18 protein-coding genes are annotated in these 23,472 nt (G+C 44.6%); 6 read left to right on the top strand and 12 right to left on the bottom strand.

What is annotated here, in order from left to right; genetic code table 11:
• The first annotated feature begins 90 nt into the window (after positions 1-90).
• Positions 91-1,008: a LysR family transcriptional regulator gene (locus ACQEXS_RS04645; protein ID WP_427012992.1), complete on the top strand. Its 918-nt coding sequence runs from the start codon at positions 91-93 to the stop codon at positions 1,006-1,008.
• 7 nt (positions 1,009-1,015) lie between these two features.
• Here the strand turns inward: ACQEXS_RS04645 and ACQEXS_RS04640 are convergent, their stop codons facing one another.
• Complete coding sequence (locus tag ACQEXS_RS04640) at positions 1,016-1,570, bottom strand: gamma-glutamylcyclotransferase family protein (protein ID WP_427012991.1); 555 nt, start codon at positions 1,568-1,570, stop codon at positions 1,016-1,018.
• A 268-nt stretch (positions 1,571-1,838) separates the two neighbouring features.
• On the opposite strand from ACQEXS_RS04640, the gene ACQEXS_RS04635 reads away from it, so the two are divergent.
• On the top strand, positions 1,839-3,023 hold the full coding sequence (locus ACQEXS_RS04635; protein ID WP_427012990.1) for an NnrS family protein: 1,185 nt from the start codon (positions 1,839-1,841) through the stop codon (positions 3,021-3,023).
• 101 nt (positions 3,024-3,124) lie between these two features.
• On the opposite strand, the gene glpD is transcribed toward ACQEXS_RS04635, so the two are convergent.
• From glpD to ACQEXS_RS04605, 6 genes are all read right to left on the bottom strand, one after another.
• A complete protein-coding gene (gene glpD, locus ACQEXS_RS04630) occupies positions 3,125-4,669 on the bottom strand; it encodes a glycerol-3-phosphate dehydrogenase (protein ID WP_427012989.1) in 1,545 nt (514 codons plus the stop codon).
• A gap of 213 nt (positions 4,670-4,882) precedes the next feature.
• Positions 4,883-5,680, bottom strand: a complete 798-nt coding sequence (locus ACQEXS_RS04625) for a DeoR/GlpR family transcriptional regulator (RefSeq protein WP_367987166.1) — start codon at positions 5,678-5,680, stop codon at positions 4,883-4,885.
• Positions 5,681-5,857: 177 nt separating this feature from the next.
• Positions 5,858-7,375 carry a glycerol kinase GlpK gene (gene glpK / locus ACQEXS_RS04620; RefSeq protein ID WP_427012988.1) on the bottom strand — a complete coding sequence of 506 codons (1,518 nt, stop codon included), beginning with the start codon at positions 7,373-7,375 and terminating at the stop codon, positions 5,858-5,860.
• A gap of 45 nt (positions 7,376-7,420) precedes the next feature.
• Entirely contained in the window at positions 7,421-8,275 is an 855-nt protein-coding gene (locus tag ACQEXS_RS04615; protein WP_427009948.1) for an MIP/aquaporin family protein, read from the bottom strand.
• A 453-nt stretch (positions 8,276-8,728) separates the two neighbouring features.
• The gene (gene dapD / locus ACQEXS_RS04610; protein WP_427009949.1) at positions 8,729-9,760 is read right to left on the bottom strand and encodes a 2,3,4,5-tetrahydropyridine-2,6-dicarboxylate N-succinyltransferase; all 1,032 of its coding nucleotides are present in this window, start codon (positions 9,758-9,760) and stop codon (positions 8,729-8,731) included.
• A gap of 323 nt (positions 9,761-10,083) precedes the next feature.
• Positions 10,084-10,692 carry a peroxiredoxin C gene (locus ACQEXS_RS04605; protein WP_005424820.1) on the bottom strand — a complete coding sequence of 203 codons (609 nt, stop codon included), beginning with the start codon at positions 10,690-10,692 and terminating at the stop codon, positions 10,084-10,086.
• A gap of 199 nt (positions 10,693-10,891) precedes the next feature.
• On the opposite strand from ACQEXS_RS04605, the gene ACQEXS_RS04600 reads away from it, so the two are divergent.
• The 3 genes from ACQEXS_RS04600 to aceA all read left to right on the top strand — a co-directional run bounded on the left by ACQEXS_RS04600 (position 10,892) and on the right by aceA (position 15,469).
• The gene (locus ACQEXS_RS04600; RefSeq protein WP_367987162.1) at positions 10,892-11,797 is read left to right on the top strand and encodes a hydrogen peroxide-inducible genes activator; all 906 of its coding nucleotides are present in this window, start codon (positions 10,892-10,894) and stop codon (positions 11,795-11,797) included.
• A gap of 604 nt (positions 11,798-12,401) precedes the next feature.
• Entirely contained in the window at positions 12,402-14,039 is a 1,638-nt protein-coding gene (gene aceB / locus ACQEXS_RS04595; protein ID WP_427009950.1) for a malate synthase A, read from the top strand.
• Positions 14,040-14,158: 119 nt separating this feature from the next.
• Positions 14,159-15,469, top strand: coding sequence for an isocitrate lyase (aceA, locus tag ACQEXS_RS04590; RefSeq protein ID WP_367987160.1), 1,311 nt, complete (start codon positions 14,159-14,161; stop codon positions 15,467-15,469).
• A 173-nt stretch (positions 15,470-15,642) separates the two neighbouring features.
• Here aceA and ACQEXS_RS04585 read toward each other — a convergent pair whose 3' ends face one another.
• The 3 genes from ACQEXS_RS04585 to ACQEXS_RS04575 all read right to left on the bottom strand — a co-directional run bounded on the left by ACQEXS_RS04585 (position 15,643) and on the right by ACQEXS_RS04575 (position 19,497).
• Positions 15,643-16,566, bottom strand: a complete 924-nt coding sequence (locus ACQEXS_RS04585) for an aminoimidazole riboside kinase (protein WP_427012987.1) — start codon at positions 16,564-16,566, stop codon at positions 15,643-15,645.
• Between the two features lie 92 nt (positions 16,567-16,658).
• Positions 16,659-18,032, bottom strand: a complete 1,374-nt coding sequence (locus tag ACQEXS_RS04580; protein ID WP_427012986.1) for a PTS transporter subunit EIIC — start codon at positions 18,030-18,032, stop codon at positions 16,659-16,661.
• Positions 18,033-18,048: 16 nt separating this feature from the next.
• A complete protein-coding gene (locus ACQEXS_RS04575; protein ID WP_427012985.1) occupies positions 18,049-19,497 on the bottom strand; it encodes a glycoside hydrolase family 32 protein in 1,449 nt (482 codons plus the stop codon).
• Between the two features lie 198 nt (positions 19,498-19,695).
• Between ACQEXS_RS04575 and ACQEXS_RS04570 the strand changes: the two genes are divergently transcribed.
• The gene (locus tag ACQEXS_RS04570; RefSeq protein ID WP_427012984.1) at positions 19,696-20,691 is read left to right on the top strand and encodes a LacI family DNA-binding transcriptional regulator; all 996 of its coding nucleotides are present in this window, start codon (positions 19,696-19,698) and stop codon (positions 20,689-20,691) included.
• A 57-nt stretch (positions 20,692-20,748) separates the two neighbouring features.
• On the opposite strand, the gene ACQEXS_RS04565 is transcribed toward ACQEXS_RS04570, so the two are convergent.
• Both ACQEXS_RS04565 and ACQEXS_RS04560 read right to left on the bottom strand, forming a co-directional pair.
• Positions 20,749-21,189, bottom strand: a complete 441-nt coding sequence (locus ACQEXS_RS04565) for a CBS domain-containing protein (RefSeq protein WP_427012983.1) — start codon at positions 21,187-21,189, stop codon at positions 20,749-20,751.
• Positions 21,190-21,337: 148 nt separating this feature from the next.
• Entirely contained in the window at positions 21,338-23,275 is a 1,938-nt protein-coding gene (locus ACQEXS_RS04560; protein ID WP_427012982.1) for a methyl-accepting chemotaxis protein, read from the bottom strand.
• Between the last annotated feature and the right edge of the window lie 197 nt (positions 23,276-23,472).

Genomic DNA, 23,472 nt, shown 5'->3' with positions numbered 1-23,472 from the left:
TGGTTTTAACTGCCTCCACTGTAAAAAAAAGAGTAGAATGACTCAAATTGATAGTTTTAATTAACTATATGAATGAAATGGGATTAGGTAATGAAAGAGTTTAACTGGAAAGGGGTCGACCTAAACCTGTTGGTTGCGTTTCAAGCTCTTTACCAAACTCACAGTGTTAGTTTGGCGGCTGAGCAGTGTTACATCAGCCAATCGGCTATGAGTCATACATTGCAACGAATGCGGGCTTTATTTGACGATCCTCTGTTTGAGCGGGTGGGACTGAAAATGGAGCCAACGCAGCGTTCACACGAACTTGCCCCGCTTATCGATAGCTTATTAGCATCGATAAAGAATGATTTGCTGAGCAAAAAACACTTTTCGGCACAAGAGTTCGCTGGCAGTTGGAAAATCGGGTTAACGGATTATGCTGAACAGCTCTTTGCTGCCTCGCTTTATGATCAGATCAAACTAGGCTCTCCACATTCACAAATCAGTTTCTACAATGTGAACCGCAGCAACTACTTTGAGTTGGTGGAGCGAGAAGGATTAGATGTGGTGATCGGCAGTATTGAAAACCTTAATCGTCGGTTTTTATCGGATAAACTCTATACTGAACAGCACATGTGCTTGTTTGACCCTGAAGTTGTCGATTTTTCACCACCCATTAGTCTGGAAGATTTTGTCGGTATTGAGCATGCGCTGGTTAGCCCTGATGGTAATTTACAGACTCAAGTGGATAAGCAATTAGCTAAGCTGGGTTATGAGCGCAGAGTTGGAGTTGCATCGCGACATTTTTTAACGGTGCGCCGATTACTAAAAGGACGTGAGCTGGTTTGTATTGTGCCAAAACGTTTTGCGCAAAGTGAAGGATATGATGATCAGCTTTGCGCGCTACCTGCGCCAATAGAAGTGGCGGATTTTGATATCCAGTTGCTTTATCTCAAAGCTCACAAGCATGAAGAGAAAAATCGTTGGCTAAGAAAAGTAGTGGCTGAGGCAGTGCTCAGCCACGCATAAATACGGACTATGTGGCGGCGATCAGCGCATCGATATGAGGGTGATGTTCGCAAGTTACACCAGCGAGGTTCGCGTATTTCGGCGCGAGTCTGTCGTTTTCTCGTGGAAAATGCCATCCGATGGTGTGCTGAACAAATTGTTTGGCAAATTGCTCTGAGATCTCTAAACAGCCCGCTAAAACCGTATCGACATAAGTTTGCATAATCGGGCTTAAATCACAGGGTGGCTCAGGATTGTTTTTAATGTAAACCCACACTTCACTGTCGTTTGGTACCGATTCATCGCAATGGAGCTGCTCAAGTGGTACCCGAACGCGATGATAGCCTCGCTCTCGACGGTCAAACTCTTTTAACTCTTGCTGGCAGACCTCAAGCAAAACGCCATTCACCTGACCTTCGCCTTTATCAACAACCAGTGGTGACAAAATGTAGCTCTCATCTACTTTTCCCCAATAACGAACATAACCATGTGCAATTGCGGGGATAGCAGGAGCGGTTTTGCCTGTAAGTCGTCGCGATGCTGAATTGATCAAGCTACCATAACCGAAAATGTACATGGTCATTAACTGTCTCCTAGTGTTAGAACAACCAGTGCTGTGTTGCATTTAAGCTAACGGCTTTTCATCCAAAGATACAGCAGCTAAATTTCATAACATATGCCTAGTCGAACATGTGATATTGTATTTTTGTAGTCATAATGACTTTATTTTGACAGGTCATTATGACTCGTATTTATGTCTTTTTTGTCATTATCACTATGATTTTTAATGGATTAAATTCTTGGAACAAAAAATGCTTTATTAGCGAGTATATAAGTTTGAGGAGCCATACATGCTCAATATTACCGATAAGAAAGTAGAAGAGGCGATTCCCGCTTGCCTGCGTTTAGGATTTCGCCCATTTTTTTTGCTAGGCAGTATCTATGCGGTTATCGCCATTGCTGTTTGGGTCTGGATGTTTCAAAAAGGTCAGCCCAGTATTTTGTCTGTTCCTGCACTTTGGTGGCATGTGCATGAGATGTTATTTGGCTTTGCGATGGCGATTGTGGTGGGGTTTGTTTTAACTGCGGTGCAAAACTGGACTGGCATTAACGGAACCAAGCATTACCGTTTGGGGTTGCTGGTGGCACTATGGATTGCACCAAGAGTGATGCTTTGGACGCCGGCGCCGCTTTGGCTCATCTCAAGTGTTGAAGCGCTATTTTTATTGGTTGCAGCCTATGAGATCGGATGGCGAGTAGTACAGGCTAAAGGTTGGCGCAATTTGTTTTTTGTGCCTCTATTTCTGCTGGCGATTGCGGCTAACTTTGCAAGTTATGCAACGATTAAAGGGATGCCACCCTTTACCGCATCGGCGGTCTGGAGTGCAATGCTTTGGTGGTTTACCTTGCTGCTTTCCGTCATGGGCGCACGAGTGATCCCATTTTTTACTGCTCGTCGCTTTAACTTCGAAAAACCGCAGCCATTGCTTTGGTTAGAGTGGCTCGCCAATGTTCCGGTTGTTTGCTTGTTCTTAATGAGCTTTTTCCCAGTCACAATGATGGAAATAGGTCAGCCATTGATGCTGATTGCAGGGCTTGCTCATCTTGCTAAGTTGCTTCGTTGGCAACCATGGAAAACGTGGAAAGAACCTTTAGTATGGTCACTGCATTTAGCGTATTTCTTTATTCCTGCCAGTTTGTTGTTACGAGGTGTATTGAATAATCCGTTTGCAGCGCACAACATGCTGCACCTATTTGCGATTGGAGCTCTGGGTGGTTTGATCTTAGCGATGATCGCGAGGGTGACCATGGGCCACACCGGACGTGCCATTTATCAAGGGCCTTCGATGAGCTTAGCGTTTTTGGTGATTGGGTTAGCTGCGATCATACGGGGTATTGGAGTCGCTTTTTTCCCCGCGCAATTGATGACATTGGTAAATATCAGCGCATTATTATGGTGTGCCGGATTTACGTTGTTCGTGATGAAGTTTGGTTTAATGCTTGTCACGCCCAGAGTTGACGGTCATCCAGGTTAAGGGAGATTAAAGAGCTCGCTGGATGAAAAAGGCTTGGAAAGAATCCAAGCCTTTATTTATGAGCCTATTTCATCTTGGTTAGATGCATTACCTTAGCGTGATTAACTCACCTTGCAGAAATCCAAGACTTTGTTTTCTGGATGCTGCTGGGCGATGTAGTCACACACATTTTGCTGCTCTTCTTGGGATAGATAGAGCCCTAGTTTGGTCCGGCGCCACAGTAAGTCTTGCCCATTTTTAACCAGTTCATGCTCAATCATATAGTCGATTTCTTGTTGATAAACCCCATCAGCAAAACGCGTTCCCATATCCATTTCTGAATGGGTGTTTGCTAATACTTTCCTTGCGTAGGTACCAAATTGGCACACATAACGAAAAGCGTGTTTATCACTGAGCCATGGGTATTGAGCTTTAAGCGATTGAGCCAATTGCTCGCGGCTGCAACTGAAGTTGCCGCCGGGTAAACTGTCTGTTGCTGTCCAAGGTTTCCCCATCTTGGTAAAGAAAGGCTCTAACTTCTTCATCGCGGCTTCACCCAGCTTACGATAAGTTGTGAGTTTTCCACCAAATATTGAGAGTAGTGGGGCTTGATCGTATTCCTGATCCAACTCTAAGGTGTAATCACGGGTAATCGCTTGTGGTGAATTCGATTCATCATCACATAAAGGACGAACACCGCTGTATGTCCAGACCACATCATCACGGCTGATTTGATGGATAAAGTGCTGATTGACGATATCAATCAAGTAATCGACTTCTTCCTCGTTGATGGCGACATCGCGTGGATCGCCGTTGTATTCGACATCGGTCGTACCAATGATCGAAAACTCTTTCATATAAGGGATCACAAAGACGATACGGCCATCTTTGTTTTGTAGAATGTAGGCTTGTTCGTCATCGTGTACTTTTGGAACCACAATGTGCGAGCCTTTGATCAAACGAATATTACGTGGTGATGGGATATTCATTCCGTCGTCAAAGAACTGTTTCACCCATGGGCCGGCCGCATTGACCAAAGCTTTGGCGTAGCGCTCATAGCGAACTCCGGTGATTTGATCTTCAATAATGACGCGCCATACTCCATTTTCACGGCTAGCATGGGTCACTTTGGTGTAGTTGCTTACTTCAGCCCCGTTTTCTTTGGCGGCTAAAATGTTGAGCAACACTAAACGTGCATCATCTACCCAGCAATCTGAATACTCAAAACCTACTTTCATCTCTTCTTTGAGTAGACCAGTTTGTGCCAAGTTCACCATGTGGCTTGCAGGCAAGGTTGTACGCTTGCCTAAGTGATCATACAAGAACAACCCGCAACGGATCATCCAAGCAGGGCGAAGATAAGGGCGATGTGGAAGGCGAAAACGCATCGGCTGAGCGACATGCGGTGCTTTCTTGAGGATCACTTCACGTTCAGCAAGCGCTTCCGAAACCAAGCGAAATTCATAATGCTCGAGATAACGCAAGCCGCCATGAATTAATTTTGAACTGGCAGAAGAGGTTGCGGATGCGAAATCTTGAGCTTCGTAAAGCCCGACGGTTAAGCCACGGCCTGCAGCGTCTGCTGCGATCCCAGCACCATTAATACCACCACCAATGATGATCAAATCTAGCAAGTGAGAATCACTGCGTTCTGTTTTGGTATCCATAAAACTGACCTTGTTATTTTGAGCGAACGAACATTTTAGAAACTAAAAGAAGAGTAACTTATGTTTCGTTTGTGATCATCTTTTATTTTCGTTTTTGTTCGTTTGTGTGATTTGCGCATAAAAAAACCTCCTCAATAATGAGGAGGCTTTTAAAACGAACAGTGGTGTATCAAAAAGGAAGGTAGCGTTTCTTAAGAGGAAACGTGCCCGACGTTATTCGTTTGATGCGGCAGTGAGTGCTCGTTCTTCAGTTAGGGTTTCCACCGGGATATTGTGCTCGTCAAGAATTGCCATGATTTCAGCAGGTGGCTCTTCGTCGGTAAACAGGGTGTGGATCTGGGCAATATTTCCGAGCTTCACCATTGCATTTCGACCGAACTTTGAACGGTCAACGGCAAGAAAAACGCTGCGACTGTTTTCAATAATGGCTTGTTTTACCCGTACTTCGTGATAATCAAAATCCAATAATGACCCGTCGAAGTCAATGCCGCTGATCCCTAGAATGCCGAAATCCAAGCGGAATTGCTTAATGAAATCTAACGTCGCTTCGCCAACAATGCCGCCATCGCGATTTCGGACCTCTCCCCCGGCAAGAATGACGGTAATGTCGGGGTTGGGCAGTAAAATTGTTGCAGCATTGAGGTTGTTAGTAACCACCCGCAACTGTTTGTGGTGCTTGCACAAAGCACGTGCGACTGCTTCTGGAGTGGTGCCGATGTCAATAAATAGCGTCGCGCCATTTGGAATGTGTTTGACCAACTCTTCTGCGATGAGGTCTTTCTCAGTAAAGTTTTGTGACTTTCGCGTGCTGTAGGATGTGTTCTCTGAACTGAGAGGAACCGTAGCACCACCATGATAGCGGCGAATTTTATTTTCATCAGCGAGTTCGTTTAGATCGCGACGGATGGTTTGTGGACTGACATTAAAGCGTTCGACTAGCTCATCGGTGCTCACGTATCCTTGTTTTTTCACCAATTCGATAATTTCTTGATGTCTTGGTATTTGCTTCACTCTTAGCTCCCTGAGGTGTGCAGGTAAGACTGCTTTCTCAATCGAAATAATTACTTTCACTATTGTGCTCTAAATCAGTCAGGGAGAGAAGGCAAGGGGTGTAGGAATTCGCCGTAAAACGCAAAAAAGAGCGCTCGATGAACGCTCTTTTGCTCATTACAAGAAGAAACTGTGACGTTAGTCTTCGCTATCGCGCAGCTCTGCCCATGTTTGCGCACACTTCACTGCACGCTTCCAGCCTTTGTAGCGGCGATCGCGTTTCTCTTCGTCGTGATGTGGTTGGAACGAACGATCCAGCTCAGCTTTGCCTTGAAGCTCATCAATGCTATTCCAAAAACCAACCGCAATTCCCGCAAGATAAGCGGCCCCTAGTGCGGTCACTTCGGTCACTTTCGGGCGATGCACTTCGGTATCAAGAACATCGGATTGGAACTGCATTAAGAAGTTATTAGCTACGGCTCCACCGTCCACGCGAAGTGCGGATAGCTTAATTCCCGAGTCGGCTTGCATCGCATCCAGCACATCTCGTGTTTGATACGCAATACCTTCCAAGGTTGCACGGATGATGTGGTTGGAGTTAACGCCACGAGTTAAGCCAACAATGGTACCGCGAGCATAGGCATCCCAATACGGTGCGCCAAGTCCGGTGAATGCAGGAACAACGTACACGCCATTGGAAGAATCTACTTTGGTCGCGAAATACTCAGAATCTTTCGCATCGGCTAAGAGTTTCATTTCATCACGCAGCCACTGGATTGAAGCGCCGCCCATAAAGACTGCCCCTTCTAATGCGTAAGCGGGTTCACCTTGTGGCCCGCATGCGAGTGTGGTGAGCAAACCATTCTTCGATGTGACTTTCTCTTGGCCCGTATTCATCAATAGGAAACAGCCAGTACCGTAAGTATTTTTTGCTTGACCGGCTTGGACACACATTTGGCCAAAGAGCGCGGCTTGCTGATCCCCTGCAATACCAGAAATTGGGATACGTGTCCCGCCTTTACCACCGATGTTGGTTTGACCATACACTTCAGATGAGCGTTTAACCTCTGGCATCATTGAAGCGGGAATGCCCATTTCTGCCAACAGTTTTTCATCCCAGCATAGGTTGTTAATGTTAAACAGCATGGTTCGTGACGCATTGGTGTAGTCAGTGACGTGTACGCGTCCTTGGGTCATTTTCCAGACCAACCAAGTATCGACCGTACCAAAGAGCAATTTGCCCGCTTCCGCTTCTTCGCGTGCTCCTTCAACGTTGTCGAGAATCCACTTCACTTTTGTTCCTGAGAAGTAGGGGTCTAATACCAATCCGGTATTTTCGCGAATGTAATCTTCCAAACCGCGTGCTTTCAGCTCTTCACAGATCTCTGCAGTGCGACGACATTGCCAGACAATGGCGTTGTATACGGGTTTGCCTGTTTCTTTGTTCCACACAATGGTGGTTTCACGTTGGTTAGTGATGCCAATAGCGGCCACTTCATCGCTACGAATACCTGATTTACCTAATGCTTCGACCAACGTAGAGCTTTGCGTTGCATAAATTTCGAGTGGATCATGTTCAACCCATCCAGCTTCTGGATAGATTTGGGTAAACTCGCGCTGAGCAACACTGACAATATTGGCATCATGGTCCAGAACGACGGCGCGTGAACTGGTGGTGCCTTGATCCAGTGCGACAATGTATTTTTGCTCGTTCATAGGGGAGTCCTTTTGTTTCTCTATATGTTTATTTTAGGTGATGCGTTAAACGCGAGCTTGTTCTGTTTCTTCAGTGCTGTCGCACTGATTTGGAATGGTACAGCCTTGGCCAATCTGAGGCAGGTGTGCTGCAATCGCTTTTGGATAGAGCCAGCCGCCAAAGCAAGCACCAGCGATAGGTGCCAAAATCGGTACGATGAAATAAGGAATATCACGGGCACCGGATAGGGCGTAATCCCAACCTGCAAAGTAGGCAAATAATTTCGGACCAAAATCACGCGCTGGGTTCATGGCAAATCCGGTTAGTGGACCAAGTGAACCCCCAATAACGGCGATCAGAATACCGATCAGCAGCGGGTTCATCGCACCACGTGATGCGCCATTGTTCTCATCACCGAGAGCCAAAATGGCAAACATGAGAACTGCGGTAATGACAAATTCAACCGCAAAAGCGCCAAAGAATGAGAGTGCAGCGTTCGGGTAGGTAGAGAAAATACCCGCAGTCGCAAGGGCTTCTTCACTACTGCGCACAAAGTTATGTGCGATTTCGTATTCAGTAAACAGGTTACTGTATAGGCTGTAAACCAAAGCCGCAGAGCAAAAAGCACCAAGAAGTTGAGAGATAATGTAAGGCAGTACTTTTGCTTTATCAAAACCGTGGAAAGCCGCTAAAGCGATGGTCACGGCAGGGTTTATGTGAGCCCCTGAAACGCCAGCGGTACAGTAAATCGCGATGGAGACCCCGAATCCCCAAACGATACTGATTTCCCATTGCCCGAATTGTGCACCCGCTAATACCAGTGCGGCGACGCAGCCGACGCCAAAAAAGATTAAGAGTCCTGTACCAATAAACTCGGCCAGGCACGCTCCCAGTAGGGAGGGTTGTTTTGTTGTAGTCATGTGCAGAGTCCTTTTTGTTTCACATGCACCAGAGTGGTTCTGGCACGCTGTCATTGTGCATATAAAAACGATTGCGAAAATAAACAAACAATCAAAATGAGCGTTCGAGCATGCTTTTATTAAATGAAAATAGATTTTTTGTTAAATATGTCATTATTTACGCAAAAACGAATAAAAGGGGTATGTACAACAAGGAAGGCTGTATTGGTAAGGGGTGTAGAATCGTAAAAACTTATTGAGTTAAAGCTAACTTATTGTGTTAATTACAATTTGTTAACCATTATTAATGGAATATGAAGGGTTGAGGTAAAGAAAAATACCGCGCTAGAGTGAAAAATGATAAAAGAATGAGGGAGGATTATTGTTCTGGTCGTACCAATTACAATGGTTTTCGAAAGAAAAATCCTCGGCCAATATGACCGAGGAACGACTAAAACCTTATCACGAATGTGATTAGTTATTGCTGTGTAGCTCGCTGTTTAGCTCAACTGCAGATTTGTTTGCTAGGCATTCGATTTGACCCGTCACTGAGTTGCGGCGGAATAGAAGATCGGAAACGCCAGCAAGGTCACGTGCTTTAACGATTTCCACTTCTTGACCAGAAGAGTCAAGCATACGTACTTTCGAACCCGCAGTAACATACAAACCAGACTCAACAGTACAGCGATCACCTAGAGGGAAGCCTAAACCTGCATTGGCACCAAGTAGTGAGTTCTCACCGATAGAAACAACCACAGTACCGCCGCCAGATAGTGTACCCATGATAGAGGCACCACCACCGATGTCTGAGCCATTGCCAACAACAACGCCTGCAGAGATACGACCTTCAACCATGCTCACGCCAGTAGTACCCGCGTTGAAGTTGATGAAACCTTCGTGCATAACCGTTGTACCTTCACCTACATGTGCGCCTAGACGTACACGTGATGTGTCTGCAATACGAACACCAGTTGGTACTACGTAATCAACCATTTTCGGGAACTTGTCTACACAGTCGACAGACAAAGCACGGCCTGCTAGACGAGCTTCAATTTGGCGATCCGCTAGCTCTGGTAGGTCGATTGGACCTTCGTTAGTCCATGCGATGTTGTGCAATAGGCCGAAGATACCGTCAAGTACTGTGCCGTGTGGCTGAACAAGGCGATTAGAGATCAATTGAAGTTTTAGGAAGCCTTCAGAAACAGACGCTGGCTTTTCGTCAGTTGCTAGCACAACAAGAACTAGAGGCTGAGAAGACTCTGCTGCTTTCGCTGCAAATGATGCATTTGCTGCATCGCCATTTGCTTCAAAAGCTGCGCTGAGTTCTGCACTTTGTGCTGCAGAGATTTCGATAGCTTGGTTACCTTGTTCATAACCTGCCACTTTTGCTACAGCCTCAACAAGAGCGTCTGCTGGGTTAAGGACTGGGTTTGGAAAAAATGCTTCAATGATTTTTCCATCGCGGTTTTTGGTTGCCGTACCAAAGGCCAAAGAAAAGTAAGCCATAGTCAATCTCCATGTTGAAAGCGGTAACGGGCAATTGGGTGCCCTGATTTAATTTTTACTCATCATAAAGAGAGCGCATTCGAGTTTAAATAGCTGGGTTTCAGAAAGTCTGTAAATCGATACGCCTTGTCTCTTTAGAGATACTTTTATCTATTAAGCAATATTTCTAAATGCTTTGTTGCTGAAAAATAAAAAGCCCGAAGTTTCCTTCGGGCTTTGATTCAGACTTTACTTATAACTGATTGGCGTATGCGCTTTTTGCGCTTATTTACTTTATATATCGTCCAACCAACTACCCGTTGAGCGCGGGCAGTAAAAGCAGATTACTTGCTTAGGTCGTCTGCGTGCTCAGATAGGAACGCTGCAACACCTTTTGGTGACGCGTCCATACCTGCTTTACCTTCTTCCCATTGTGCTGGGCATACTTCACCGTGTTTTTGGTGGAAGTTTAGTGCATCTACCATGCGTAGCATTTCGTCGATGTTACGACCTAGTGGTAGATCGTTTACTACTTGGTGACGTACAAGACCGTCTTCGTCGATTAGGAAAGAACCACGGAAAGCAACGCCTGCTTCTGGGTGCTCTACATCGTACGCTTTACAGATTTCGTGCTTAACGTCAGCAACTAGTGGGTACTTAACTTGACCGATACCGCCATCTTCGATAGCAGTGTTACGCCATGCGTTGTGAGAGAACTGAGAATCGATAGAAACACCGATTACTTCAACGCCTTTAGCTTGGAAATCAGCTAGACGGTTGTCGAAAGCGATCAGCTCAGATGGGCAAACGAACGTGAAATCTAGTGGGTAGAAGAAAACAACCGCTTTCTTACCTTTAGTGAATTCTGCAAAGTTGAAGTTTTCAACGATCTCACCGTTACCTAGAACAGCTGCTGCAGTAAAGTCAGGGGCTTGACGACCTACTAGTACCATTTTTTTGCTCCTAAAATGTATGGTTAGTTCCAAACCACTCTTTGTTGTTTTGGTTTGGTCCGTGTTTGTACGAGACAAACTATAGTACAAATTGTAGTATTGAAAAAAGCGAAATAAATAGATTGAGTTAATCGAAAAAAGCGATAATACGAGATCTTATAACGCCATCAAAAATGCATGACGAGATATCAATATAATTATGAATAAATGGCCCAGTTTGAAGCAGTTGCACTATTTGGTCACCTTGCACGAAACACGGCATTTTAGTGAAGCTGCTGAGCGATGTTTTGTTAGTCAGTCTACCTTAAGTAAAGGAATTCAAAACCTAGAAGAGCTTATTGGTTGTCCTTTGTATGAGAAAAAAGACAAAAAAAGCCCACTTGTTTTTACCCAAGCAGGAGAAATGGTGGTTCTCCAAGGGCGTGAACTTTTAGCCAAAGGACAAGATCTTGTTGAGCTTGGGCAAATTTGCCAAGGTGATGAGATGCAAGGTCAGCTCAAATTAGGATGTATCCCAACCATTGCACCGTTTTTGCTTTGCGATTTGGTGCAAGAGGTGAACCAACAATTTCCTCAATTGAATCTGCTTTTAAGAGAAGACACCACCACCAACTTATTGGCGGCGTTACGACATGGTGAGTTGGATGTGTTGATCTTAGCTTTGCCGGTCGAAATTGAAGGCATGGACAGTCAAGTAGTAGGGCAAGATCCTTTCCGAATGGTGATCAGCCGTAATCAGGCAGATGCGATCCGTGTCCCCATCAAATATGACGATCTGCCCGATGAATCAGTATTCTTGTTAGAGAAAGAGCACTGTTTAACAGAACATGCTGTCTCTGCCTGTAAACTGACAGATAGAGAAAAAATCAATCCTTTTACCGCCACCAGTCTACATACCTTAGTTCAAATGGTAGCTAATGGACTTGGTACGACATTCATTCCTCAAATGGCGATTGATCATGGATTGCTTGATAACCAAAACTTGGTGATTGTCGAGCCACCAGGTCAAAAGGCGTATCGTGATATTGGCTTAGTTTGGCGACCAAGTTCATCACGGGTGAGCTGTTTCCGCCAATTAGCGGAAGTGGTATCTGAACTGCTGTAGAAAATAGTCTTAGTCCTTCTTAACCAGCTAATACGATAAAAAGCACACTAGTTTTAGTGTGCTTTTTAGCATTTTATGCTGCGTGTAAACTTTAACTTGTAAAATTTTACAGCTCTTTTTTTGATGAAGCTTTCATTAAATTGTGAAATTTCACAATGTTAATTTTACAGACTTGCCTTCTTGGCTTGTTTAAGGCTTCAAATGTCGTGACGCTTAATCCCTTGCCAGTGATGACGTTCTGTCCACTTTCTCTCATTCAAAACCCTGTTTAAAACAATTTTACATCATCAATTTTACTGTAATTAAATTACGTAATTACTTACATGCTGGAGGCTCAATTTAACCCGTTATTAGAAACGGAATAAAACTTTGAATTTTACTTTTTTGTAACTTTTGAGTTTTAACTCTAATGTTTGTTGGTGTAAGTTAAATAAAGGCTTTGTAAGACTTATGTCTAGATTGCAAAGCGAATTTAAGTGAGTGAAGGTATAGACGAAAGGCAGTAAAGAGACAGTAAGTATGCAAATCACTAGGATGTATGGTTTGTTGTTTTATAGTTACAAATGTATCTCACTGCATCAAGACAGCTTTAAGGAAGAAGATTATGCTTGCCCAAACACCAGAGAAGAATCATATAACCGCAGAAGCCCAAGCGACCTTAGGTATGCTTGAGGTTACTGGTACCCTTTCGCCAGAACATCAGGCTATTTTCCCTGTCGAAGCCCAAACCTTTTTATCTCTGTTGTGTGCAAACTTTGCTGACAAGGTTGAGCCATTGCTCGCTGCTCGCGAAGAAAAACAAACCCGTATTGATCATGGTGAACTGCCCGACTTTTTACCGGAAACACAAGACATTCGTGAAGGCAGTTGGAAAATTTTAGGGATCCCGGAAGATTTGCAAGATCGCCGCGTTGAGATCACGGGACCGACGGATCGAAAAATGGTGATTAATGCCTTAAATGCCAATGTGAAAGTGTTCATGGCTGACTTTGAAGATTCAATGTCACCCGCATGGAGCAAAGTACTCGATGGCCAAGTGAATTTACGAGATGCGGTAAACGGTACCATTGAATACACCAACCCGGGAAATGGTAAACAGTACCAATTAACAGAAGATCCAGCGGTGCTGATCTGCCGTGTTCGTGGCCTGCATTTGAAAGAGAAGCATGTCTCTTTTAATGGGGCGATCATTCCGGGGGCTTTATTTGATTTTGCACTGTACTTCTACAACAACCACAAAGCCTTGTTAAACAAAGGCAGTGGCCCTTATTTTTATATTCCAAAGCTGCAATCTCACAAAGAGGCGCAATGGTGGAGCCAAGTGTTTCACTTTACAGAAGACTATTTTGGTTTAGATACCGGAACCATCAAAGCGACTGTTTTGATTGAAACATTACCGGCGGTATTTGAAATGGATGAAATACTGTTCTCGCTAAAAGAGCATATTGTTGGGCTCAACTGTGGCCGCTGGGATTACATTTTCAGTTACATCAAAACACTTAAGAAACACACCGACCGCGTGCTGCCGGATCGCCAAGTTGTGACCATGGATAAGCCGTTTCTCAACGCATATTCGCGTTTGTTGGTACGGACTTGTCATCGAAGAGGGGCATTTGCAATGGGGGGAATGGCCGCCTTTATCCCTGCAAAAGACCCACAAGCGAACCAAGTGGTGTTAGATAAAATCCATAATGATAAATCACTGGAAGCAAATAATGGTCACGATGGGACTTGGGTTGCCCATCCGGGGTTGGCGAATACTGCTATGGAAGTATTTACCGAAGCCTTAGGTGAGCGAACAAATCAATTGGATGTAAGTCGTGATGATGATGCGCCAGTAACAGCCGCAGACCTACTGCAACCCTGCGATGGTGAGCGCACCGAACAAGGTATGCGCCACAACATCCGTGTTGCACTTCAATACATTGAAGCGTGGATCTCTGGCAATGGTTGCGTGCCGATTTATGGTTTGATGGAAGATGCAGCTACCGCAGAAATTTCTCGCGCTTCGATTTGGCAGTGGATTCAACATGGAAAAACGTTGGACAACGGTCAAGTGGTTACGAAAGCACTATTTGAGTGCTATCTCGCTGAAGAGATCGAAGTAGTAAAAACTGAAGTCGGGGAAGCTCGTTATCAAGCAGGGCGTTTTGAGGAAGCTGCTGACTTGATGGCTCGGCTGACAACCAGTGATGAACTGACCAATTTCTTGACCATCCCTGGATATGACTATCTGGATTGAGTCAAAACCTAATAACCAACAATAACGTGAAACATCGCTTTCAAAGACAGATCAGGAAGTACTGTCAAAGAAAAGGAAGAAGAGTGCGCTCAGCGCACAGCAAAAAGAGGGATAGACCAATGACACTAACTCGCCGCCAACAAATTGAAGCTCTGGAAAAAGATTGGGCAACCAACCCACGCTGGAAAAATGTAAAGCGCCCATATACTGCTGAAGAAGTGGTAGAACTGCGTGGCTCAATGGTACCAGCAAACACCATCGCACAACGTGGTGCAGATAAATTGTGGTCACTGGTCAATGGCAGTGCCAAAAAAGGCTATGTGAACTGTTTGGGTGCACTCACCGGGGGGCAAGCGGTTCAACAAGCTAAAGCGGGCATCGAAGCAATTTACCTGTCAGGTTGGCAAGTCGCCGCGGATAACAATACGGCTTCTACCATGTACCCAGACCAATCGCTCTATCCAGTGGATTCGGTACCTTCAGTAGTAAAACGTATCAACAATTCGTTCCGCCGTGCTGACCAAATTCAATGGTCAAATGGTAAGTCACCACAAGACGAAGGGGGGATTGATTACTTCCTGCCGATTGTTGCCGATGCAGAAGCAGGCTTTGGTGGCGTATTGAATGCCTATGAACTGATGAAATCAATGATTGAGGCGGGGGCTGCTGGGGTTCACTTTGAAGATCAGCTAGCCTCAGTGAAAAAGTGTGGTCACATGGGCGGTAAAGTACTGGTTCCAACTCAAGAAGCCGTACAAAAATTGGTAGCAGCTCGCCTAGCGGCGGATGTTTCGGGCACAACAACACTGGTGATTGCGCGTACGGATGCGAATGCGGCCGATCTACTGACTTCGGATTGTGATCCATACGATAAAGACTTTATTGAAGGAGAGCGTACGCAAGAAGGTTTCTATCGTGTGCGTGCAGGAATTGATCAAGCTATCGCTCGTGGTCTTGCTTATGCACCGTATGCAGACCTTATCTGGTGCGAAACCGCAACCCCTTGCTTGGAAGAAGCGCGTAAGTTTGCAGAAGCGATTCATGCTGAATATCCGGATCAGTTGCTTGCTTACAACTGTTCACCTTCTTTCAACTGGGAGAAAAACTTGGACGCAGAAACCATTGCGAAGTTCCAACAAGCACTTTCTGATATGGGCTACAAGTACCAGTTCATTACACTCGCAGGCATCCACAATATGTGGTTCAACATGTTTGAGCTGGCACATGACTATGCGCAAGGCGAGGGGATGCGCCACTACGTTGAGAAAGTTCAACGCCCTGAGTTCCAAGCGGCTGAAAAAGGTTACACCTTTGTCGCGCACCAACAAGAAGTGGGTACTGGTTACTTCGATAAAATGACCAATACGATTCAGGGTGGAAAATCATCGGTCACGGCACTGACGGGTTCTACGGAAGAGGATCAATTTTAATCCATGCTGTGAATTTCTGTTTAGGCATAAACTTTGATGCATTTGAGCGGCTTAGGCCGCTCTTTTTTATTCATATGAAAATTAAAGCTGGGCAACGAGGCATTAGCATCAAATTAAGTGCTGATGGGAGAGGCTGGCACTCAATGTTAGAGTAACAGCCTACAAGGAAAAAATTACATAGTTAAACAATCAAGTAATGTTGTTTGATCGGGTAATGCACTCATCGCGCCTTTTTTCGTGGTTGCTAATGCGCCGCAGATATTGCCCCAACGAACGGCTTCAATCACTTTAGCTTCTTGCTGCCAATCATCATGCTGTGAGAGGTAGGCAAGTAAGCCACTGACAAATGCGTCCCCAGCTCCTGTCGTATCGACAACGTTGACGGATATTGAATCGACGTGGTGTTGCTGACCGTTAACGATCGCCAATGCACCATTTTCTCCTAGGGTGATGAGCACCAGCGGAATCGAGTAGCGAGATAGCTCTGTTAATCCCTCATCAAGAGAGCAAGTTTCAGTTAAATAGAGCAGCTCTTCTTCTGAAAATTTAACCACCTCGGCCAGTTTTATCGCACTCATCACAACGGGACGAATTTCTTGCGGCTGCTGCCATACTTCATCACGTAGGTTGGGATCAAAGCTAACAAAGCCGTTTGCCTCTTTCATCGCTTTCATTGCTGCCAAGGTCGTTGAACGGCTCGGTTCGTTGGCAAGGGCTATGGAACAGTAGTGAAGCCATTGGTTTGCTTCAAACGAGGGGATGTCAGTGAGCTGAGTAAATTGGTCTGCGCTAGGTTTAACCATAAAGGTAAATGAACGCTCGCCTTGATCGTCAAGATCAACAATCACGGTTGAAGTGCGTTGCTCATCATCCAATGTTAGGCGAGTGATGTCGATGTTTTCACTGGCTAACACTTCTGTCATAAAGCGGCCTAAAGGATCATCACCCACACGCCCAAAAAAGCCACACTGGCCAGACAGTCTTGCAATACCGACGGCGACATTCGCTGGTGCGCCGCCCGGACATTTCAGGTAGGTGCTGTCGCCATCTGGAATCAGATCCACCACAGCATCACCGGTGAGCCAAACTTTGTTCATGATTCGTTCCTTACAAAGGCGCCCATCGGAGCATAGCAAGATGGGCTAGGTCATTGGTGCACCTAGGGGGTGGTGCACCAACGAATTTATGATTATTGACTATGTTTTACAGGGTTGTAGATACGAGTCAGGACAAAAGCGGTCGCAAACGCACTCGCAATAACCGTTAGATAACCGAGAACTGCCGTTAATGATTGCGAGTAAAGTAAGATACCCGGAATGAAGGTGATACCCATACCAGTCGCACTGATGTTTAGTACATATGTTACCAAGCCACCCACGGCGCCACCGACCATACCGAACATGAACACTTTGCCGTATTGAAGGTTGACGCCAAACAGTAGCGGCTCAGTGATACCAAACAGTGTCGACATGGAAGCGCTGTAAGCATTACCTTTCTTGATCTTGTCTTTTAGTAGTGTTGCCACCGCGATAGCTGCACCAAATTGACCTGCCATTGAAGCCGTACCTAGTGGTTGAAGCGGGTTCACGCCTGTTTCATTCAGTAGGCCAATTTCAATTACGCCTAGTGCGTGGTGCAGACCGGTGATCACGATCATTTGCTGTACGGCTCCATAAAGGATGTAACCTAGACCAAGTGGCAGGTCGAGTGCCATGCGCACCAATGAGGTACAGCCGTGTTCAATGGTTTGTAGGATTGGGCCAAAGCCGAACAGGATGACGAACACAGCAATAGTGATGGTCAAAAATGGCGTAAAGACTAGGTCCATACTGGCTGGAATAAAGCGACGTAGGTTGCGCTCTAAGTAAGAGACAAACCAACCAGCAAAGATTGCAGGCAGCACCGTACCTTGGTAACCCACCAGAGGGAAGTTGATGCCAAGCAGATTGACCATCATCGGCTCTGCACCACCATTGGCGACCACCCAAGCATTAGGCAGTTGCGGGGCAACCATCATCAAACCCACAACAATGGCGATAATGGCATTGCCTCCAAATTTCTTTGCCGCAGAATAAGCGATTAAAACGGGTAAGAAGGCAAAGGCGGTATCGGTCAGCATGCTAAACAGAGCTAGCGTTTCTGGTGAGAAGTCGACGCCAGAGTGCAGCATCATGCCGCGTAACCCCATCAACAAGCCGGTTGTGACCAGCGCTGGGATCAGCGGGATCAAAATATCAGCAAGCGTACGAACGACTTTTTGGCTTGCCGTCATATCGGCAAACGCATCTTGTTTAAAGTCGTTCGTTTCAAACTCACCACCCAAGGCACGCTTGAGCGAATCATAGACATGAGAAACTTTGCCAGTACCAATAATGAACTGGTGTTGGCCTGACTGATAAAAGTAACCACTGATTTGGTTTATCTCTTTTGCTTTATCAGTATTGACCTTGTCATTGTCTTTAAGGATGAGGCGCAGGCGTGTAGCACAATGCTCAGCGTTGCGGATGTTGTCTAGGCCCCCGATACTATCCAGTATCTCGTTTACGGTAGCGTCATAATTCATTCTGTTCACCACTTTATTATATTGTAAGGTAGGTTAGCTGGGTATCGAGGTCTGCACCTTTTTCAGTCGATATAGTTAGCTGGTGGTTTTCTTGCTCGGGGAAGAAAAGACAGGTAAATACATCTCGGCCATCATTAATATAAATTTCAATAATGCTTTGATCGCAAATGAAGTGAATATTATTAATGTCATAATCTGTTTGGTGTTGACGTTTATTTCCATACTCCCAATCTTGGGTATGATGGTCATATAACGCTCTATCTAAAGTAATGGTGTTATTATTGATAGTCAGCGTTAGCTCTTTACCACTTTGTGTGTTCAAAGAAATGGTTATATTTTCCTCTTTAGATAAATGATTAACTTCTAGAGAAAAAGATAAACTTTCCAGTTCAACTCCTTGGTGTTTTGATTGATATCCATTTTGTTTTATTAATGAATCGGAATTAATAATGTTTGGTCGTTGAATAAGTCGATTATTTTCAACAGCCAACTCTCTAGTGAGCGTTAAACAGTTAATCCAACCATGTTGCTCGCTAGGCAAGTGCTCATCTGTCCCTGCCCATGCAATCAGTGTTTGTTTCTCTGGCGCATTAGCCATAGTTTGTGGCGCGTAGAAATCAAAACCACGGTCGAGTTCATCCCAATGGCTAACGGTGAACGTAAGTTGCTCGAAATCCACTTGGCCTAAGCAGTAAATAACGTTGAATTTATTGTGGAAGCGAGTTGCATCAGCAGTCACGCCTTGTGGAGAAAAGATCATCACGTCATGACCATCGACTTCTAGCAGGTCAGGGCACTCATACATGTAGGCATCAAGAAAGTCGCCGCTGACTTGAATATCCAGCGTCCCTTTGAACTCCCAGTCGAGTAAGTCAGGCGATTGGTACACGATGATCTCACCGCTTAAATCGGTTTCTCGCTGAGCGCCTAGCAACATAAAGTAGTGACTACCACGTTTAACGATTTTTGGATCGCGTACATGGCCGGTATAGCCTTGTGGTACTGATTCAATCAGCGGATTTAGAGCGTGTTTAGTCACTTGATTGTTTTTATCTAAGATCGCTAAACATTGGTTGGCATCGCGTTCATCACCACGTTTAACATTACCAGTGTAGAATAGGTAACTGCGATCATTTTCAACCATGGCACCACCTGAATAAGCACCGTGAGACTCATAGCTTTCCAGCGGGGTTATTTTTGAACCATGTTCAGACCAAGTTAATAAATCATTAGAGCTCAAATGCATCCAATGTTTCATTCCATGATAAGTATCAAATGGAAACCATTGGTAAAATAAGTGATATTGGTTATTAAAATAACAAAAACCATTCGGATCATTTAATAACCCATGTGGTGGGGTAATATGAAATAGTGGGCGAAATAAAGTGTTTGATTTTATTTCCTCAAACTTTTCATTATCTAATTCCGTTGCCGTGTTGATGGTTTTATATTTTTGTTGTTGCACGTTACTTACCTAATAACCTTGGGTTGAAGAAATCATAGAGAGCTTGATATAGGGTGAAAATAGCGCCGCACTTTTATTCACTCAATTTGACGGTGTTTTGAACAAATAGAGAACAGGTTGTGATGTAACACAAAGTCTTGTTACATGGCGAAGGTTAATATATGACGTTGATTGATAGAAAAGCTGGATGGGAGTGCAATGACGATTCGTGATGTAGCCAAAAAGGCAGGGGTCTCTATTGCCACGGTGTCTAGAGTGCTTAATGGCAGCGAGCGAGTTTCAATTGAAGTACAGCAAGCGGTAGAGTTGGCCATGACAGAGCTGAATTATCAAAAGCCTCCGCAGAAGCGCAAAAAGCCAACCAAGCTGTTCGCCGTCATTGTGCGTAATATGTCTAACCCGTTTTTTTCTCAGCTTGTCGATGTATTGGAACAAGAAGCATACAAGCATGGCCGCAGCTTATTGTTGTTTAATAGCCGCAATAACCTTCAGCTAGAAAAGACCTTTTTGTCTGAGTGTATTAATCACAAAGTAGATGGGGTATTTCTTGTTCCTCGCTCGCTAAAAGAGGAGCATTTAGCGCCATTAAAAGCGTTGCCTTTTCCTGTGGTATTGCTGACAGCAACTGCACCCGGCACCATTAGTATTGGTACTCATCATCAGCATGGTGGCGAGCTAGCAGCAAAACATTTTGTCCAGCAAGGTTATCGAAGGCTAGGTTACATCGGAGCCAGTGATACGCAGTCTGATCGTTTATGTGGTTATCGAAACCAACTCCAGAAATTGGGCGTTGACTTACCCAAATCTAGTGTACTGGCACCATATAACTCAGACACTTTGTACCAATTCATCGACAATAAAATCATTCATAGTGATAGCCCAATTGAAGCTGTATTTTGTTCAGATGATCTAGCCGCTGGTCACTTGCACCATGCTTTAAGGGAGAAACAGCTTGAACAAGAGGTTGATATAATAGGTTTTGATGATACCTATATTGCCCAGTCATTAGGCTTTTCAAGTATTAAGCAACCGATAGGAAAAATTGCCCTACTTGGGTTTGATATGATGATTGAAGCTATCCTGCAACAGGAGTTAAAGCAGCGATTAGTATTATTAGAACCAACACTCACAGTAAGGCAACACACACCACTTAGTGTGATTTCTCGTCAGCCAGAAATTTTACGTAGTAAATAACCTCACTAACGCTAAGAAGTGAACCTTCTTAGCGCAAATAAACAGAGACTATTGTACCTATTCCATTTCCTCTGGCTCTACTTCTTCTTGCAGTTCAAGTAAGTTAATCGCAATAGCAACAAAGTCACTGTCAGTGATGATGCCAACTAATTCACCATTATCAACCACAGGAAGACAGCCTACTTTATGTTTTTGCATATAGAGGGCGCTTTGTTTCAACCCTGCTTTCGGTGAAACGGTCATCAGCCCTGTGTGCATCACTTCATGCAGTGGGATACTGAGTGTATAAGTATCAGTGTCGGGAAGTTTTTGTAAGCTAGATTCTTGAGCGGCAAGAATATCGCGCTGTGAAACGATACCAAGCAACTTTCTGTCCGCATCAACAACCGGAATATGTCGAATATCAAGGGCATGCATTGTGCTTTTGGCATCGGCCAGTGAGTGAGAACGCAACAGGGTGTGCGGGTTGCGCGTCATCATATCTTCAACTTTGAACATGGGCTGCCTCCTGTCGTTGGCCTTATACTATTTAATATAGGAAGAAATCGTATACAGTTCTGAGAGCAGCGTCCTCTTTCGATAAAATATTCGTTATGGATAGAAGTGATACCTCTGAAATATCAATGACTTCAGAGGTATCAATGGACTAGATCCTAAAGAAACTTAATAGTACTTTTTGCTCAGATGCCAGAGTAGAAAGTTCTTCGCTGGTGGTTTTGCTTCGCTTCACTCCAGAGGCATTCTCATTGACGATGTCGAATGTGCTCGAAACGTTTCGAGAGATGTCCTGAGTTACACTAGATTGCTCTTCTGATGCAGTGGCAACTTGGGTGTTTACATCAGAAATCTCAGTGACTGATTTCGAAACCTCAGCAAATGAAGCTTGTAGATCAGAGTTAATGGTTTGTGATTCATTAATCAGTACCAGATTAGATTGCATGTGTTGGCTGGCAACATCCGCTTGGTTTTGTAAACGAGAGATGATCTCTTGAATATCAACAGTAGATTGTTGAGTTTTAGCGGCTAAAGAGCGAACCTCATCAGCAACCACTGCAAACCCTCGACCCTGATCACCAGCGCGGGCTGCTTCGATTGCGGCATTCAACGCCAGTAGATTTGTTTGCTCAGAGATACTGTTGATCACATTGATAACCTCGCCGATTTCATGCGAGTAATCCACCAACTGATCGACGATGACATTGGTGTCTTCGATTGAGTGGCTCATCTTATTGGATAGTGCATCAGAACGGTTCAAGGCTTGTTGACCATTGTTGACATAGTTCGTGGCTTCGCTTGCCGCTCTCTCTGCGTGTGCCGCGTTTTCGCTGACATTGCTCGCTGTGCTTGCCAATTCAGTTATTGCTGTCGCGATTTGTTCAACTTGACTGAGTTCTTGCTGAGCATTGCTTTCCGTATCAGACATGGTCATGTTGAGTTCTGTTGCCGCAGACGATACACGATCAGAGATCCCGTGTAAGCCAGTTAGCAACTTACTTAGCTCATCACGCATCAACAAAATATTGGCGTAAATCCCGCTCTCATTCCCAGTGGTCTTAATTTGACTGGATAAATCGCCTTCAGAAACGGCATGAACGATTTTTTCGATTTCATTTGGCTCACCGCCAACCGTGCGTAATATGCTTCTGTATATGTAAATACCTAAAAACACGGCTAACAAGGTTGCAAGAATGGAGATAAATAGCAGAATGGTTTTAGAACTTTCTGTGGTTGAAATAAGCTCAGGACCTACGGTGTCTTGCTGCTCTTTGGTGAGCAGTTTTACGTTTTCTATTTGCTGCGCAGCGGATGACCCTATTTCATTCAGCCGCGTACGTATCTGAGTTAGGCTTTGGTCGATCGTTTCGATGGCTAAGAACTCTTTTTCGTAGTTATCGATACCACGATTAAAGTCCTCGAATAATGACTTTTCTTCAGCAGAATAAGCAATGAGCTCTAAGTTTTTCCAGTTAAAGCGAATTTTGTCGATGACTTCCAGTACCTTGGCTGCGTCTTGTGTCGTACCAGTAGTAAAGTAAGTGACACTGCTATTCCAGCCCACTCGAAGTAACTCCAGTATCTCGGTGAGACGAAGCGCTGTGTCGAGTTGATTGTTGTTCTTAGCTTGTTCTATTAGGGTATTGAGGCTTTGTCTTACCTCGGTTCCTGCTTGTCCCAATTTACCATTAATAATCCGCTCTTTTTGCGCCAGCTGCGCCGCTTCTTGGTTAAATAGCAGACCATAGTCAGAGACCAGTAGTTTAATACTATTGAATTCAGTGTTTAGCTCAGGCTCCGATGTACGTTGAATCGTGGTATCCAACAACAACAAACTTGCTTGCAGGCGCTTTTCTACCGTGGCTTTGTATGTCTCATCTTGTTCGTGAATGTATTTGAGGGCGGCGATACGCGCTTCAAGAATGTTCGCTTGTATTCGTCCTGTGTATACGCTGGCTTGCGCTAAGTAGCGATAGTTTTGAAATCCCTTATAGGCTTCATCAAATCGAAAAAACGACAATGTGGAAATGATGAGTAGTAACGTCACGACTACACCAAATCCAAACCCCAGTTGATGTCTTAACAGCATTCTTACCTCTTCTTACTGTCTGTAAAGTTAATGAAATATTTATTGTTGTTATTAATCCCAAGTTAAGGATTTATTAACCTTATTAATGGTGTTGTTTTTATCAGTGAGAAGCTTTGCAGTTTTTATAAACGAAATGTTTTGTTTCAATTTAATACTGCACCTTGCTATTGCGCGTGGCCCGCCTATACTAAGCGGCT

The organism is Vibrio sp. TRT 17S01 (genome assembly GCF_050113695.1).
GTDB lineage: Bacteria > Pseudomonadota > Gammaproteobacteria > Enterobacterales > Vibrionaceae > Vibrio.
Note: the sequence above shows the minus strand (reverse complement) of the source record. Positions and strands in the feature narration are given on the sequence as shown.